The 16,377-nt window shown below is 73.0% G+C and carries 14 protein-coding genes; all 14 read left to right on the forward strand.

Annotation, left to right across the window (positions count from 1 at the left end; all coding sequences use genetic code 11):
* Window positions 1-66 precede the first annotated feature (66 nt).
* The 14 genes from PV682_RS11745 (at window position 67) to PV682_RS11810 (ending at window position 16,369) form a co-directional block, all read left to right on the forward strand.
* Window positions 67-2,793 (forward strand): exo-rhamnogalacturonan lyase family protein, encoded by a 2,727-nt coding sequence (locus PV682_RS11745; protein ID WP_319727324.1) that lies wholly within the window; start codon window positions 67-69, stop codon window positions 2,791-2,793.
* Window positions 2,790-3,833, forward strand: a complete 1,044-nt coding sequence (locus tag PV682_RS11750) for a GDSL-type esterase/lipase family protein (RefSeq protein ID WP_319727326.1) — start codon at window positions 2,790-2,792, stop codon at window positions 3,831-3,833. Before PV682_RS11745 ends, PV682_RS11750 begins: the two co-directional genes overlap by 4 nt.
* On the forward strand, window positions 3,817-4,524 hold the full coding sequence (locus PV682_RS11755) for a DUF6250 domain-containing protein (protein ID WP_319727328.1): 708 nt from the start codon (window positions 3,817-3,819) through the stop codon (window positions 4,522-4,524). The genes PV682_RS11750 and PV682_RS11755 overlap by 17 nt, the downstream gene beginning before the upstream one ends.
* A 125-nt stretch (window positions 4,525-4,649) precedes the next feature.
* Entirely contained in the window at window positions 4,650-5,435 is a 786-nt protein-coding gene (locus PV682_RS11760) for an SGNH/GDSL hydrolase family protein (protein ID WP_055719758.1), read from the forward strand.
* 165 nt (window positions 5,436-5,600) lie between these two features.
* Window positions 5,601-6,365, forward strand: a complete 765-nt coding sequence (locus tag PV682_RS11765; protein WP_319727331.1) for an SIMPL domain-containing protein — start codon at window positions 5,601-5,603, stop codon at window positions 6,363-6,365.
* Window positions 6,366-6,660: 295 nt separating this feature from the next.
* Window positions 6,661-7,833, forward strand: a complete 1,173-nt coding sequence (locus PV682_RS11770; RefSeq protein ID WP_319727333.1) for an MBL fold metallo-hydrolase — start codon at window positions 6,661-6,663, stop codon at window positions 7,831-7,833.
* 321 nt (window positions 7,834-8,154) lie between these two features.
* Window positions 8,155-10,740, forward strand: a complete 2,586-nt coding sequence (locus PV682_RS11775; protein ID WP_319727334.1) for an ATP-binding protein — start codon at window positions 8,155-8,157, stop codon at window positions 10,738-10,740.
* A 258-nt stretch (window positions 10,741-10,998) separates the two neighbouring features.
* A complete protein-coding gene (locus tag PV682_RS11780) occupies window positions 10,999-11,436 on the forward strand; it encodes a roadblock/LC7 domain-containing protein (protein ID WP_109363644.1) in 438 nt (145 codons plus the stop codon).
* A 5-nt stretch (window positions 11,437-11,441) separates the two neighbouring features.
* On the forward strand, window positions 11,442-11,807 hold the full coding sequence (locus PV682_RS11785; protein WP_109363650.1) for a DUF742 domain-containing protein: 366 nt from the start codon (window positions 11,442-11,444) through the stop codon (window positions 11,805-11,807).
* Window positions 11,785-12,405 carry a GTP-binding protein gene (locus PV682_RS11790; RefSeq protein WP_055720033.1) on the forward strand — a complete coding sequence of 207 codons (621 nt, stop codon included), beginning with the start codon at window positions 11,785-11,787 and terminating at the stop codon, window positions 12,403-12,405. Before PV682_RS11785 ends, PV682_RS11790 begins: the two co-directional genes overlap by 23 nt.
* 28 nt (window positions 12,406-12,433) lie before the next feature.
* Window positions 12,434-12,967, forward strand: a complete 534-nt coding sequence (locus PV682_RS11795; RefSeq protein WP_319727338.1) for a GAF domain-containing protein — start codon at window positions 12,434-12,436, stop codon at window positions 12,965-12,967.
* 148 nt (window positions 12,968-13,115) lie between these two features.
* The gene (tdh, locus tag PV682_RS11800; RefSeq protein ID WP_112474816.1) at window positions 13,116-14,144 is read left to right on the forward strand and encodes an L-threonine 3-dehydrogenase; all 1,029 of its coding nucleotides are present in this window, start codon (window positions 13,116-13,118) and stop codon (window positions 14,142-14,144) included.
* A gap of 9 nt (window positions 14,145-14,153) precedes the next feature.
* Window positions 14,154-15,407, forward strand: a complete 1,254-nt coding sequence (locus PV682_RS11805) for a glycine C-acetyltransferase (protein WP_319727347.1) — start codon at window positions 14,154-14,156, stop codon at window positions 15,405-15,407.
* Window positions 15,408-15,466: 59 nt separating this feature from the next.
* The gene (locus PV682_RS11810) at window positions 15,467-16,369 is read left to right on the forward strand and encodes a LysR family transcriptional regulator (RefSeq protein WP_319727358.1); all 903 of its coding nucleotides are present in this window, start codon (window positions 15,467-15,469) and stop codon (window positions 16,367-16,369) included.
* Window positions 16,370-16,377: the final 8 nt, after the last annotated feature.

Genomic DNA, 16,377 nt, shown 5'->3' on the forward strand with positions numbered 1-16,377 from the left:
CGACAGCCGGGAAAGCGCGGGGACACAGTGATCTCCATCCCCTGAAAGCGCTTTCCCGGAGGTCCCGTGTCCGGCGTCAACCGACGTACCGTCATCAAGAGCGCCGCCGTCGCGGCAGCCGCCACCTCGTTCGCCTGGTCCCTGTCCCGCCCGGCGGCAGCCGCCACCGGCACGGACGCCGCCACCGAGCTGCACTGGCTGGAGGGCACCCCCGACGCCCACGCCGGCACCACCTGGGGCGTCCCCTGGGCGCGCGGAACGCACAGACCCGGACAGCCCCTGAGGCTGACGACCGCGGACGGCACCGACGTCCCTGTCCAGTCCTGGCCCACCGCCTACTGGCCCGACGGCTCGGTCAAGTGGACGGCCCACGCGATCGCCCCCGACGCCCCCCGAGCCGACCGCTACCTCCTCGACGCGGGCACCCCGGCCGCACCGGAACACCGGGTGACGGTCCGGCGCGCGAAGGGCGGCGTCGAGGTCTCGACCGGCGTCCTGACGGCCCGCTTCGCGCAGAAGGGCGCCGACACCGTCGTCCGGAGCCTGCTGCGCGGCGGCGTCGAGGTCGCGCGGGACGGGCGGCTGGTCGCGCTGCGGCAGGGGAGTGTGCGGGACGGGGCCGGTGTGGAGGCGTTCGCCGGGCGGGTGGAGAAGGTGGAGGTCGAGCAGGACGGGCCGGTGCGGGCCGTCGTCCGGGTCGAGGGGCGGCACCGGCACGGCGGGCGCGGCTGGCTGCCGTTCGTGCTGCGGTTCGCGTTCTCGGCGGGCGCCGAGTCGCTGCGGCTCGTGCACACCTTCGTCTGGGACGGCGACCAGGAACCCGGCCGCGACCAGGGCGACTTCCTGCGCGGGCTCGGCGTGCGCTTCACGGTCCCGCTGCGCGACCGCGCGTACGACCGGCACATCCGCTTCGCCGACTCCGGCGGCGGCCTCTTCACCGAGGCCGTCCAGGGCGTCACCGGCCTGCGCCGCGACCCCGGGGCAGCCGTACGGGCCGCGCAGATCGCCGGGGAGAGGCTCCCCGACCTCGCGACCTGGGACCCGCGCGTCTCCGGCCGCCTCGCCTACATCCCCCGGTGGGGCGACTACACGCTCTCCCAACTCACCGCCGACGGCTACCAGATCCGCAAGCGCACCAAGTCCGGCCACGGCTGGATCCCGGCCGCAGCAGGTCAACGGGCCGGTGGCTTCGGGTACATCGGCGGCGCGAGCGGCGGACTCGCCTTCGGCGTACGGGACTTCTGGCAGCGCCACCCCACCCAGCTCGACGTACGCGGCGCCGCTTCGAGCGCCGCCGAGGTCACCCTCTGGCTCTACTCCCCGGAAGCCCAGCCGCTCGATCTGCGCTTCTACCACGACGGGTTGGGCCAGAACACCTACGACGAGCAGTCGGACGGCGGCCTGGAGATCACCTACGAGGACTACGAACCGGGCTTCGGCACCCCGTACGGCATCGCGCGGACCAGTGAACTCACCTTCTGGGCCGTGGAGAAGACACCGGACGCCACTCGACTCGCCGCCTTCGCCCAGGCCGTCGCGACCCCGCCCCAGCTCGCCGCCACCCCTCAACGCCTGCACGCCGCCGGGGTGTTCGGCGACTGGGCGCCCGTCGATCGGTCGACCAAGGCCCGTACGGTCATCGAGGACCACCTCGACGACCTGTTCGCCTACTACCGCGACCAGCGCGAGGAGCGCCGCTGGTACGGGTTCCTCGACTACGGCGACGTCCAGCACACCTACGACACCGACCGGCACGTCTGGCGCTACGACGTCGGCGGATTCGCCTGGGACAACTCGGAGTTGGGCACCGACCTCTGGCTCTGGTACCACTTCCTGCGCACCGGCTCCGCCGAGGTGTTCCGGTTCGCGGAGGCCATGACGCGGCACACCGGCGAGGTCGACGTCTACCACCTCGGCGCGTGGGCGGGGCTCGGCACCCGGCACGGCGTCCAGCACTACGCGGACAGCGCCAAGCAGGTGCGGATCTCGACGGCCGCCAACCGGCGCTTCTTCTACTACCTCACCGGCGACGAGCGCACCGGCGACCTGCTGCGCGAACTCGCGGACGTGGAGCTGACGTTCCTCGCCGTGGACCCGCAGCGCAAGGTCCGCGCCGACGGCTACACCCCCGGCGACCGGCACGCCCTCTCGGTCGGCTTCGGCACCGACTGGGGCGGCATCTCGGCGGCCTGGCTCACCGAGTGGGAGCGGCGCGGACCGCGCGCGGAACAGGCCCGCACGAAACTGGTCAACTCCCTGCGGACGATAGCCGCCCAGCCCAACGGCTTCTTCACCGGCGCCGGTCTGCTCGACGCCGACACCGGCCGGTTCGCGCTCACGACGAGCACGGCGGTGAACGTCTCGCACCTCAGCGCCGTGTTCGGGCTCGTGGAGACCAACAGCGAGATCGTCGCCCTCCTCGGCGACCAGGAACCGGAGTTCCGCACGGCGTGGCTGAACTACGCCCGCCACTACAACGGGACCGACGCGCAGAAGCGTCAACTCACCGGCTCCACCTGGAAGTCGGCCCTCCCCGCAGCCCACTCCCGCATCACCGCGTACGCCGCCCGCCACCAGGGCGACCCCGCGCTCGCGAGCCGCGCGTGGAAGGAGTTCTTCACCGGCGCCGACACCTACTTCCCGTCGAACGACTGGCGCCGCGTCACCGTCCCCACGCCCCAAGTCCTGCGCACCACCCGGGAGATCCCCTGGGTCTCCACCAACTCCTCGGCGCAGTGGGCGCTCGCGGCGATCCAGAACCTGGCCCTGATCGGAGATGAGATCCCCTCGTGAAACGCCTCCTGACACCGGCGCTCGGCCTCGCCTTCCTCGTCCCGCAGCCCGCCCACGCGGCGGGCCAGGACACCGTCCGCCCCGACGACCGCCGCCTCGCCTACGAGGGCCACTGGAGCCGCGGCCCCGAGGCCGCCGTCACCGTCAACTCCGGTTCCCGGCTGCGTTTCTCGTTCACCGGGAACACCGTCCACGCCCTCTTCGACGTCACCTCGGTCACGGTTCCCGCGCAGGTGTACGTCTCCGTCGACGGCGGCCCCAGGCAGCGGTACGCCGTCGACCGCGCCGACATCGAGATCACCGCGAAGGGGCGCGGACCGCACACCGCCGTCCTGTCCGTGAAGGACGTGTTCTCGCGGGTGAACCGCTGGGTGCCGCCGCTTCAGACGGGGGTGACGCTCACCGGGCTCAAGGGGCGGATCGTTCCGCAAAAGCCGGTGCACAAGCGGCAGTTCGCGTTCTACGGCGACTCCATCACGCAGGGCGTCAACGCCCTGTGCGGCGACAACAGCACCTCCGACTGCGCCGACGGCACCGCCGCCTACCCGACGCTCGTCGCCGACGCGCTGCACGCCTCGCTGACCCAGGTCGGGTTCGGGCGCCAGGGCGTGCTCCTCACCGGGAACGGGGGAGTGCCGGACGCGAGGGCCGCGTACGGGTGGAACTACGCGGGCTCACCGGCGAGTTCGGACCGGAAGGCCGACGTGATCGTCGTCAATCAGGGGTCGAACGACGCGGCGTACGGGGCCGAGGAGTTCACGGCCGCCTACCGCGCGTACCTCGCCCGGCTGCGCCAAGCCGCCCCGCACGCACGGATCCTGGCGCTGCGGCCCCTCAACGGGACGCACGCGGCGGACGTTTCGGCGGCCGTCGCCCAACTCGGAGACCCGCGCACCGAGTTCGTGGACACCACCGGCTGGATCTCCACGGAGGATCTGAACGACGCGGTCCACCCGAACGTCCGGGGCCACCGTAAGGTGGCGGACCGGTTGATCACCTTGCTGACCGAAGGAGCGCACCGACATGACGACCACGCGTAGAGCGTTCGGCGCCCTCGCGGCGGGAGCCGCCCTCGCCGCCGTCGCCCCCGCGACGCGGGCCGCCGCCGCACCCCGCCGACGGCTTCTCGCCCGCGACGACTTCTGCCACGGGCTAGGGAAGTGGGCCGTGGAACTGGAGAAGGGCGGCACGGTCACCGCCTCGCGGGGCGTGCTTGAGGTCGACGTGCCCGCCGGGGCGACCGTCTGGTTCCGGCAGCCCCTTCAGGGGCCGTACGTCATCGAGTACACGGCGACCCCCGTCTCGGCCGGTGGCGTCAACGACCGGGTCTCCGACCTCAACAACTTCTGGAACGCCGTCGACGTGCGCTCGCCGGACGACCTCTTCGCGACCGCTCGCGGGGGCGCGCTCGCGGAGTACGACTACCTGAAGACCTACTACTCCGGGTACGGCGCGAACTACAACACGACGACCCGGCTGCGGCGGTACGTCGGGGAGGCGGGGGTGCGCCCGCTGATCTACGACTACACCGAGCCGCTGCTCGTCGCGAACGAGCCGAACCGGGTGCGGATCGTCTCCGACGGGTCCACGGTCCAGTGGTGGGACAACGGGCGGCTCGTCTTCGACTACACCGACCCCGAGCCGTACACGGGCGGGCATTTCGCCTTCCGGACCACCTGGAGCCATTTCCGGATCGAGAGGTTCCGGGTGTGGGGCGTATTCCCGGATTGAGTAACTCTTTAGAAGTGGCTTATCTCACCACCCGTCAACCCTTTATTACGGTCGCGTAGGTCACATTCGAAGGTGAATCATGGGCTGCTGTGGCAGACGATTCGAAGAGTGACAGCAAGACAGTGATGATCGGGTCGTACGTGGCGGTGGGGGACAGCTTCACCGAAGGCGTCGGCGACCCCGGCCCCGACGGGGCGTTCGTCGGCTGGGCCGACCGGTTCGCGGTACTCCTCGCGGACCGGCGGGCCGAGGGCGACTTCGCGTACGCGAACCTCGCGGTGCGCGGGAAGCTGCTCGACCAGGTCGTCGCCGACCAGCTTCCCCAGGCCGTCGCGATGGCCCCCGACCTCGTGTCCCTGTGCGCGGGCGGCAACGACATCCTGCGGCCCGGCACCGACCCCGACGAGGTCGCCGAACGGTTCGAGCTCGCCGTCGCGCAGCTCGCGTCCGTGGCCGGGACGGTCATGGTGACGACCGGGTTCGACACCCGGCAGATGCCGGTCCTCAAGCACCTGCGCGGGAAGATCGCGACGTACAACGGACACGTCCGCGCCATCGCCGACCGGTACGGCTGCCCCGTCCTCGACCTGTGGTCCCTGCGCTCCATCCAGGACCGGCGGGCCTGGGACGACGACCGGCTCCACCTGTCCCCCGAGGGGCACACACGCGTCGCGCTCCGGGCGGGGCAGGCACTGGGCCTCGACATCCCGGCGGACCCCGAGCAACCGTGGCCCGCGCTTCCGCCGCGCGGCACGCTGGACGTCCGGCGCGACGACGTGCACTGGGCGCGCGAGTACCTCGTGCCGTGGATCGGGCGCCGGCTGCGCGGCGAGTCCTCCGGGGACCATGTGACGGCGAAGGGCACGTTGTCGCCGGACGACATCAAGATGCGGATCTCGGCGGTGGCCTGAGGCGCGGTGTCGTGTGCTTGTCACGAGGGCTCGGCCAGTGAGGTGATCGTACGGGAGTGGTGCGGGCGGGGGTCCCGGCGCGGGTGCTGGGATGGCCGGACGCCGGTTCCGGGGGGTTCCCCGGCGGCGGACCGACGTCCCCGACCGTGTGAAGGACCCGCCCGCATGCCCCGTTCCCGTACGTCCCGTGTCACCGCCGCGCTCGCCGTGACCCTCCTCTCGCTGGGCCTGTCCGCGCCCGGTGCCGCCGCGCTGGACGGGGGGCACGCGTCCGCGCCCGTCGCCGAGCGGGCCGCGCCCGCGCCGACCACGGTCACCGTGACCGGGGACGGCAGCGCGAGCGCCGACCCCGATCTCGCGGTGCTGGGCGTCGGCGTCGAGGCGACCGCCAAGACCGCGAAGGCGGCGATGGCCGCGCAGAACAAGGCGGCCGACGCGCTGCTGAAGGCGGTGCGGGGGCAGGGGGTGGCCGACAAGGACATCCACACCGACGGCATCTCCCTCAGCCCCGTCTACGACTACACGGACGGCACCTCCGTGCTCACCGGGTACCGGGCCGCCCAGTCCTTCACGGTCAAGGTCCGCGCCATCAACCGCACGGGCGCCGTCCTCCAGGCCGTCACCGACGCCACCGGCGACGCGGGCCGCGTCAACTCCGTCGTCTTCGACCTGGCGAACCGCGAACCCCTCCAACGCGCCGCCCGCAAGGCCGCGTTCACGGACGCCCGCGCCAAGGCCGAGCAGTACGCCGCGCTGAGCGGTCGCCGACTCGGCCGCCTGGTCACCTTGAGCGAGGGCAGCACGGGCTACGCCACCCCGGCCCCGCCGATGGCCGCGGACATGCCCGCCGGCGGCCTCGGGGCGGTGCCGCTCGCGCCGGGCGAGATCAAGGCGACGTCTTCGGTGACGGTGGTGTACGAGCTGGACTGAGCGCAGCCGCGCGTACAGGCACACGCAGGCCGTCCGGGCTGGGGCTCGGGCGGCCTGCGGTGTTTCGGGGGCAGGGGTTCCGGGGCCGGCGTGGGGCGGGGTACGCAGGGCCCGAGTCGCGTTGCCCCCGGCGTCGCGGAATCAAGCAGGCCGCCGCGGTGTTCTCGCGGAGGGTCCGGCGGTGCCGGGGACGCGGCCGGGCCGGAGCGGGTCGGCGGAGGGTCCCCGGGGCCGGGCCGGTTGTCAGAGGGGCCGACCATAATGGGACGCCTCAGCAGAACCATCTGGAGGTACCGTGGCCGGTTCCCGTTCCCTCAGCTCCGGGCTCCGTGCGCTGACGCCCGAGGCGTTCGGCGTGGACCCGAGCGGTGAGCGTATGGCGCGGATCCGCAGATCGCCGCATTTCAAGGACGGGGTCTTCGTCAACCCCGGGGGCCCTTCGGCCCCGCGGGACTCCGGTACGGCCGTGGACTTCGTGAAGGGCCTCTTCGACAAGGACACCCGCCCCCACCGCGCCCCCACCGGCACCATCCCCGTGCACGCCACGACCCTCGCCGACCTCGCCAGGCCCCCGGCGACGGGCCTGCGCGTGACCTGGATGGGCCACTCCAGCGTGCTCGCGGAGATCGACGGCCACCGCGTGCTGTTCGACCCGGTCTGGGGCGAGCGCTGCTCCCCCGTACCCTTCGCGGGCCCCAAGCGCCTCCACCCCGTACCGCTCCCGCTCGCCGCCCTCGGCCCGGTCGACGTCGTGGTCATCTCGCACGACCACTACGACCACCTCGACCTGCCCACGATCAAGGCGCTGGCCGGTACGGACACCCTCTTCGCGGTCCCCCTCGGCGTCGGCGCGCACCTGGAGCACTGGGGCGTCCCGGCGGACCGCCTGCGCGAGCTGGACTGGCACGAGGAGGCGAAGGTCGGCGGCCTCACCCTGACCGCGACCCCGGCCCGCCACTTCTGCGGGCGCGGCCTGCGCAACACGCAGCACACGCTGTGGGCGTCCTGGTCGGTCGCCGGGTCCGAGCACCGGATCTACCACAGCGGCGACACCGGCTACTTCGAGGGCTTCCGGGACATCGGCGCCGCGCACGGCCCGTTCGACATCACGATGATCCAGATCGGCGCGTACTCGCCGCTGTGGCCGGACATCCACATGACGCCCGAGGAGGGCATGCGCGCCCACCTCGACCTCCAGGGCGGCGCCCCGTCCGGCGTGATGATGCCGATCCACTGGGGCACGTTCAACCTCGCGCAGCACCCGTGGGCGGAGCCGGGGGAGTGGACGCTGGCGGCGGGCGAGGCCGTCGGCCAGGCCGTCGCCGTACCGATCCCCGGCCAGCCCTTCGAACCCGGTGGCGAGCTGCCGGTGCGGGCCTGGTGGCGGAGCGTCTCGGCGCCGCTTCAGAAGGAGTGGCCGGTGCCGAGCGTGTCGCGGGACGACCTGGGGCTCGTCGGCGAGGGCTGAGACCGGCCGGCCGTACGCCGGGGCGGGGTTCCTTTCGGGCCCGCCCCGGCTTTTTGTTGGCCAAAGCGAACACGTTGAGTGACCGGCGCCCGGGAGGGGGTTCCGGCTTCCGTGTGGGACCGTTCGAGACCGCCTCTGATCAGTTCTTTTCCCTATGTGATACCCGCCTGTGACGGGTTATCGGGCAGACGTGCGAGCGCTCATACCAGAGCGGGACGATTGCCGCAGGAGTTCGCCAACTGCCCGCCCTGCATGCCTCGTTGGCAACTACTGTGAGTCGCCGCACAGCCAGGGACCCGACGGATCAGGACGAGGACACGGATGTCGCACCTCCGCGCACCCGCCGCACGCGCAGACCGCCGTGAGGGCGGACGGCACGGACGACCGGTCGCCCGCACGGCCGAGACCCACATACGGCCGCACCTCCTGCGGCTCGCGGTACTGCCGCCGACCGCCGTCGCGCTCGGCGCGTGCGCGGTCGTGCTGTTCACCGTGCGCGCCACCGGCGTCCGCCTCGGACCCACCCTGTGGGCCGTCCTCGCGGGCGCGGTCGTCGTCACCGGAGCGGGCATCGGGGTCGCCGCCGTCGCCGCGGGGCGCACCGCGCGGTCCGTGACCGACCGGCTCGACGCGCTGCGCCGGTCCGCCGCGCGCGGCGAGGCCGATCTGCGGGCGCTGGTCGAGGCGTTACGGCGCGGGGAGGCGCCGCCCCAGCGCCGTACGCGGGGGCTGCCGCCCGGGGACGCCGACGAGTTCGAGCTGCTCGCGGCGGATCTCGCCCGTGCGCACGACGGGGCCGTGGCGGCCGTCGTCCAGGCGACGCAGCTGTCCAGCCGGACCGGGAGCGAGCAGAAACTGGAGGTGTTCCTCAATCTCGCGCGGCGCCTCCAGTCCCTCGTGCACCGGGAGATCCTGCTCCTCGACGAGCTGGAGAACGAGATCGAGGACCCCGACCTGCTGAAGGGGCTCTTCCACGTCGACCACCTCGCCACCCGGGTGCGGCGGCACGCGGAGAACCTCGCGGTGCTGGGGGGCGCGGTGTCGCGCCGCCAGTGGAGCCATCCCGTGTCGATGACCGAGGTGCTGCGGTCCGCGATCGCCGAGGTGGAGCAGTACTCCCGCGTGAAGCTGGTCCCCCCGGTCGACGGCGACCTCCGCGGGCACGCCGTCGCCGACGTCATCCACCTCCTCGCCGAGCTCGTCGAGAACGCCACGGTCTTCTCCGCCCCGCACACCCAGGTCCTCCTGCGCGCCAACCTCGTCACCTCCGGCCTCGCGGTCGAGGTCGAGGACCGGGGGCTGGGCATGCCGCCGGAGGAACAGGCCCGTATGAACGCGCTGCTGGCCGACCCCGACCAGGTCAACGTCGGCCGCCTCCTCGCCGACGGCCGGATCGGCCTGTTCGTCGTCTCCCAGCTCGCCCGCCGCCACGGCATCCGGGTGCGCCTCCAGAACAACATCTACGGCGGGGTCCAGGCGATCCTGGTCGTGCCTCAGGCCCTCCTGGGAGACGCCGGGCGGGTACCTGCCGCCACGACGACGGCGGGGCCCCGGCCGACCGCCGGCACCGCCGTACCGGGCGCCGCGTCACCTGCCACACCGGCCACCACCACGCCGGGCCCCCGCCACGCGAGCCCCCGGACTGCACCCAGCACCAACGGCACACAACCGCCCGCCGGAGCACACCGGGTCAACGGCACACGTGCCGGGGGGCACAGCGCGGACGCCTCACCCCAGGGGACCGGCACACGGCCGACGGGGGCGGGTTCCGGGGGCGGGCATGGCGGGGGGACGCGTCGGGGGGGCGGCGCGGGGTCGGGTGGGGTTGGTGCCGGTGCCGGTGCCGGTGCCGGTGCCGGGTACGGCGTCGGTGGCCAGGCCACGGGGGGTGTGCCTCGGGGCGGTGCCGTGCGGGCTGGTGGGGGCGGCGCCGAGGGGTACGGCGTTGGTGGGGGCGGTGCCGAAGGCGGGTACGGAGCCGCCGGGTCGGCCACCGGGGGCGTGCCTCGCGTCGATGCCGCGCGGGCGGGTGGTTCCGGTGTCGAAGGCGGGTACGGTCCCGGCGGCCCGGCCGCTGGTGGTGCGGCTCCTGTCGGTGGGCCGCGGGCGGGTGGTTCCGGTGCTGAGGGGGCGCAGAGTTTCGGCGGGACGTCTTTCGGCGGCCGGACCAGCGGTGGCACGCGTCGCTTCGACGGGGTGGCTTCGGGGGGTTCCGGTGGTGGCGGCGCGGCCATGGGGGGTGCCGCTGCCGGGAGTGCTGGTGGGCACGTGGGCGGTTCGGGTGGCGGGGTCTCCGACGGCGCCGGCCCCGGGGGCGTACACCGTCTCGACGGGAGCCCTCCCGGCGGCGTCGGAACCGGCCGTACGGCGGGTCCAGGGCACGCGCCCCGAGCGGACGGTTCGCCCGCCGGTCCCGGTCCCGCCTTCAACGGCACGCCCCCCGGCCCCGCCGCTCCCGACGGCACGCACCCCACCGCCCCGGCCCCCGGCAACGGCGTACGCCCCGCCCCCCTCCCGATGCGCGACACCCGGGAGACGCGGCCCAACCCCGCCGAGGCTCGGCCCGGGATCAGGGTCGAGGACCGGGCCGCTGTCGAGGAGGTGCAGGGGGAGGTGCCCGTGCCCAGGGTGGGGGCGGTGCGGGGGACGATGGGGAAGCCCCGGCTGCCCCGGCGCCGGGCGCAGGAGCATCTGGCTCCGCAGTTGCGCGGGGGCCCCGTGCCGAGGCCCGAGAGCGAGGAACCCGGGGGACACGATCCAGGACTGATGGCGGCGTTCCAGCGGGGGATGGGCCTCGCGGAGGCCCAACTCGGCATGGAGACGGACCAGTCGGACCAGGCCCCGACCCCGGACACCCCTCCGACCTCGCTCACCCACCACCCCGACGGCACCACCCCCGCCGGATGAACGACCGCTGCCGCCCCCTCCGAGACCTCCGCCCCCTCCGACAGAAACCCCTTCTCGCGATGACCCCGTTACCGAGCCCCGCCACTCCGTCACCCCCGTCGCCGTCCCCCTCACCGACCCCCGCCCCCCGACCCGTGTGCACGGCCCCCACCCCCAAGCCCCTCTCCCTCCCCCCGACCCCCACCCACCGCGGACCCCCGAGCCACCCCGCGCCCCCACCCCACACCTCCGCAACCCCCCTCAAGGAGTCGATCCACCATGGCGAGCGACGCGCCGGCCACCGGGCACGTATCCGATCTCGACTGGCTGATGAGCGGCCTCGTGCAGCGTGTGCCTCACACGACGAGCGCGGTACTGCTGTCCTGCGACGGGCTCGTGAAGTCTGTGCACGGCCTGGACCACGACAGCGCGGACCATATGGCGGCGCTGGCGTCGGGCCTGTATTCGCTGGGCCGCAGCGCGGGCGTGCGGTTCGCGGACGGCGGGGACGTCCGGCAGGTGGTGGTGGAGCTGGACTCCGCGCTGCTGTTCGTGACGACGGCCGGATCGGGGACGTGTCTCGCCGTGATGGCGGGCCGCGAGGCCGACGCCGCGGTGCTCGGGTACGAGATGGCGATGCTCGTCAAGAGCGTGCGGCCGTACCTCGTGACCGCCCCCCGCCAGCACCCGGCCGAACCCCCGGCGATGAGGTCGTGAACGTGATGGCGGCCGACGGGCCGTGGCTCGACGACGCGGCCGGCCGCCTGGTGCGCCCCTTCACCGTGAGCAACGGCCGCACCAGGCCCACCGTCGCCCTGGACCTGATGTCGCAGGTGCGGGCCACCGGGACGAGCCCCCTCGGCTACCTGGGCCCGGAGCACGCGCAGGCGCTCGACCTGTGCCGCGCCCCGGTCCCGGTGGCCGAGGTGGCCGCCCATCTGAAACTCCCGGCGGCGGTCACCAAAGTGCTGCTGTCGGACCTGGTGGACTGCGGGGCTCTGACCACGAAACCCCCGGAGTTCCACCACAACCCCACCGACCGGGCCCTACTGGAGGCGGTGCTCGATGGACTACGACGACAGCTGTGAGTACGACGCGTACGGCTCCCACGATGATCAGACCCCGTTCCCGACCGCGCTGAAGGTGCTGGTCGCGGGCGGGTTCGGGGTCGGCAAGACCACCTTCGTCGGCGCGGTCAGCGAGATCGCGCCGCTGTGCACGGAGGAACTGCTCACGACCGTCAGCGCCGGCACCGACAGCCTCGACGGCGTCGAGAACAAGGTCGAGACGACCGTCGCCATGGACTTCGGCCGCATCAGCCTGGACCCGGAGCACGTCCTGTACCTGTTCGGGACGCCGGGCCAGCAGCGGTTCTGGTTCATGTGGGACGAGTTGTGCGAAGGGGCGCTCGGCGCGGTGATCCTCGCGGACACGCGCCGCCTCCAGGACTGCTTCGCGGCCGTCGACTTCTTCGAGGAGCGCGGCCTCGGATTCATCGTCGCCGTCAACGAGTTCGACGGCGGCCACCGCTATCACCCGGAGGAGGTCCGGGCCGCTCTGGACCTGAACCCGGCGATCCCGGTGGTCCGCTGCGACGCGCGGATCTCCGCGTCCGGCGTCCAGACCCTGCTGACCCTCGTCAAGCACCTGATCGCCCACACGCCCGCCGAGAACGCCCGTGCATGACCCCCAACTCGCGGAGAGGAGCCCTGAGATGAGCTACGGACCGCCGCGGCCGGTGGGGCGGCTGCTGGTCACGCCGGAGGACCGGGAGGCCCCCGCACGGGCCCGGAGGCTGAGCCGACTCGGCCTCGGGGAGCGCGCGGAGCCCATGCTGGACCGCCTCGCGCAGCGCCTCGCGGACCTCACCCGCGCCCCGTACGCGATGGTCAACTTCGTGGGCGAGGAACGCCAGTTCTTCGCCGGCCTGTACGTCGCGCCGGGCGCCCGCGGGGAGTTGGGGCGCGAGCTGCCCCGCGACCACGGCTACTGCCCCCATGTCGTCGTCAGGCGCCGCGCGCTGGCGCTCGGCGACGTCACCGACTACCCGCGCTTCGCCGGCAACCCGATCGTGGACGAGTACGGCATCCGGTCGTACCTCGGCGCCCCCCTGACCGACAGCACCGGCATGGTCCTCGGCACGGTCTGTGTCGCCGACCTCGCCCCAAGGGCTTGGGGGACCACGGGACTTGAGACGGTCAAGGCGACCGCCGCCGAACTCGTCGTCCTGCTGGAGGAGAGGGCGTGAAGCGGAGCTGCGGCGCCGCTTAAGAAAAGCTCGATGGACCGGGGCGGCACGGGTACGGCAGATTCGTCGTCGTATCCATCCCCCTCCCCGGACCCGGGTCACCTCGTCGTGCCCGCGAGCCGGTCGACTCACCTCAGGAGCCGTTGCGTTGAAGGCGCTGGTCAAGGAGAAGGCGGAGCCGGGACTGCGGCTGCGGGACGTCCCGGAGCCGGCGGTCGGCGCCGGGGACGTACTGATCAAGGTGCAGCGCACCGGGATCTGCGGCACCGACCTGCACATCAGGGCCTGGGACGGCTGGGCGCGGCAGACGATCCGCACGCCGCTGGTCGTGGGGCACGAGTTCGTCGGCGAGGTCGTCGAGCTGGGCGCGGGCGTCACGGACGTCGCGATCGGCGACCGGGTCAGCGGCGAGGGCCACCTGGTGTGCGGGAAGTGCCGCAACTGCCTCGCCGGGAGGCGGCACTTGTGCCGGGCGACCGTCGGGCTGGGGGTCGGCCGGGACGGCGCGTTCGCGGAGTACGTCGCGCTGCCCGCGTCCAACGTGTGGGTGCACCGCGTCCCCGTGGACCTCGATGTCGCCGCGATCTTCGACCCGTTCGGCAACGCCGTGCACACCGCCCTGTCGTTCCCGCTCGTCGGCGAGGACGTCATCGTCACCGGCGCCGGCCCGATCGGCCTGATGGCGGCGGCCGTCGCCCGGCACGCCGGGGCGCGCAACGTCGTCGTCACCGACGTCAGCGAGGAGCGCCTCGACCTCGCGCGGAAGGTCGGCGTGAGTCTCGCACTGAACGTGTCGGACCGTCAGATCGTCGACGGTCAGCGGGAGTTGGGGCTGCGCGAGGGCTTCGACGTCGGCCTGGAGATGTCCGGGCGCCCCGAGGCGCTGCGCGACATGATCGCCAACATGACGCACGGCGGCCGGATCGCCATGCTGGGCCTGCCGACCGAGGAGTTCCCCGTCGACTGGGCCCGGATCGTCACCTCGATGATCACCCTCAAGGGCATCTACGGCCGCGAGATGTTCGAGACCTGGTACGCGATGTCCGTCCTCCTGGAGGGCGGCCTCGACCTCGCCCCCGTCATCACCGGCCGCTACGGCTACCGCGACCACGAGGCCGCCTTCGCCGACGCCGCGAGCGGCAGGGGCGGCAAAGTCATCCTCGACTGGACGAGCTGAAGGAACCCCATGTTCGACTCCGTACGCGACGACCTGCGCGCCACCCTCGAAGAGATCCGCGCCGCCGGGCTCCACAAGCCCGAACGCGTCATCGACACCCCGCAGTCCGCGACCGTCAACGTCAGCTCCGGCGGCCGGCCCGGCGAGGTCCTCAACTTCTGCGCCAACAACTACCTCGGCCTCGCCGACCACCCCGACGTGATCGACGCCGCGCACCGCGCCCTCGACCGCTGGGGCTACGGCATGGCCTCCGTCCGCTTCATCTGCGGCACGCAGGAGGTCCACAAGGAGCTGGAGGCCCGGCTCTCCCGGTTCCTCGGCCAGGAGGACACGATCCTCTACTCCTCCTGCTTCGACGCGAACGGCGGCGTCTTCGAGACGCTCCTCTCCGAGGAGGACGCGGTCATCTCCGACGCCCTCAACCACGCCTCGATCATCGACGGCATCCGCCTCTCCAAGGCCCGCCGCCTGCGCTACGCCAACCGCGACCTCGCCGACCTGGAACGCCAGCTGAAGGAGGCGGCCACCGCCCGCCGCCGCCTGATCGTCACCGACGGCGTCTTCTCGATGGACGGGTACGTCGCACCGCTGCGCGAGATCTGCGACCTCGCCGACCGGTACGACGCGATGGTCATGGTCGACGACTCCCACGCCGTCGGCTTCACCGGCCCCGGCGGACGCGGCACCCCCGAACTGCACGGCGTCATGGACCGGGTCGACATCATCACCGGCACCCTCGGCAAGGCCCTCGGCGGCGCCTCCGGCGGGTACGTCGCCGCGCGCGCCGAGATCGTCGCCCTGCTGCGCCAGCGGTCGCGTCCCTACCTCTTCTCCAACACCCTCGCACCGGTCATCGCCGCCGCTTCGCTGACCGTCCTCGAGCTCCTGGAGTCCGCCGGTGACCTGCGGGAACGGCTCGCCGAGAACACGGCGCTGTTCCGGCGGCGGATGACCGAGGAAGGGTTCGACATCCTGCCCGGCGACCATCCCATCGCGCCGGTCATGATCGGGGACGCGGCGAAGGCGGGGCGGCTCGCGGAACTGCTCCTGGAGCGGGGCGTGTACGTGATCGGGTTCTCGTACCCGGTCGTTCCGCAGGGGCAGGCGCGGATCCGGGTCCAGCTGTCGGCGGCACACTCGCTGGAGGACGTGAACCGGGCGGTGGACGCGTTCGTGTCGGCGCGCGAGGAACTGGACGCGGGAGGAACCGGCGAGCGAGGAACTGACGCACGAGGAACTGGCGCGCGAGGAGCCGGCGTGTGACGAGCTGGCGTGTGAGGAGCGATTAGGTCAGTTTTGGGCACCTTGCGATAATCGGACCCATGATCGAAGCCCGGCGGCTCCACATCCTCCGCGCGGTGGCCGACCACCGTACGGTCACCGCGGCTGCCGCCGCGCTCTACCTCACCCCCTCCGCCGTCTCCCAGCAGCTCGCCGCCCTGGAACAGGAGACCGGCCACCGCCTCGTCGAACGCGGCGCCAAGGGCGTACGGCTCACCCCGGCCGGCGAGATCCTGCTCGGCCACACCAACGCCGTGCTCGCCCAACTGGAGCGCGCCGAAGCCGAGTTGGCGGCGTACAGCAACGGCGAGGCGGGCACGGTCACCGTCGCCGCGTTCGCGACCGGCATCGCGCTGGTCGTCGCGCCCGCGATGACCCGGCTCGCCCGGACCGCCCCCGGCATCCGGCTGCGCGTCCAGGACGCGGAGGGCGACGCGAGCCTGCCGATGGTCCTCGACCGGCAGGTGGACGTCGCCGTGGCCGTCGAGTACCGGGGCGCTCCCGCCGCCGACGACCCCCGCCTCACCCACGTACCCCTCTACGCGGAGCCCTTCGACGCGGTCCTCCCCGCGCACCACCGCCTCGCGGACACGCCCGAGGTGCCGCTCGCGGAGCTGGCCAAGGACACCTGGGTCGGCCCCTACCCCGGCAACCCCTGCCACGACGTCACCGTCCTGGCCTGCGAGAACGCCGGGTTCCAGCCGCGTATGGAGCACGCCTCGGACGACTTCCGCGCGGTCGTCGCCCTGGTCGCCGTCGGTGCGGGAGTCGCCCTCGTACCCCGCTCCGCCCTCCTCGGAACCGACCTCGCGGGAGTCCGCGTCCGCCCCGTGGACGGCGTCGCCCCGACCCGGCGGGTCTTCGCGGCGATAAGGCGCGGCGCGGAGACCCATCCACTGATCCGGCCCGTCCTGGAGGCACTGGCCGAGGTGAGCCATCCGTGACGCGGGTG

Origin of the sequence: Streptomyces niveiscabiei, from assembly GCF_033794345.1 — a bacterium.
In the GTDB taxonomy this organism is placed as follows: Bacteria; Actinomycetota; Actinomycetes; order Streptomycetales; family Streptomycetaceae; genus Streptomyces; species Streptomyces niveiscabiei.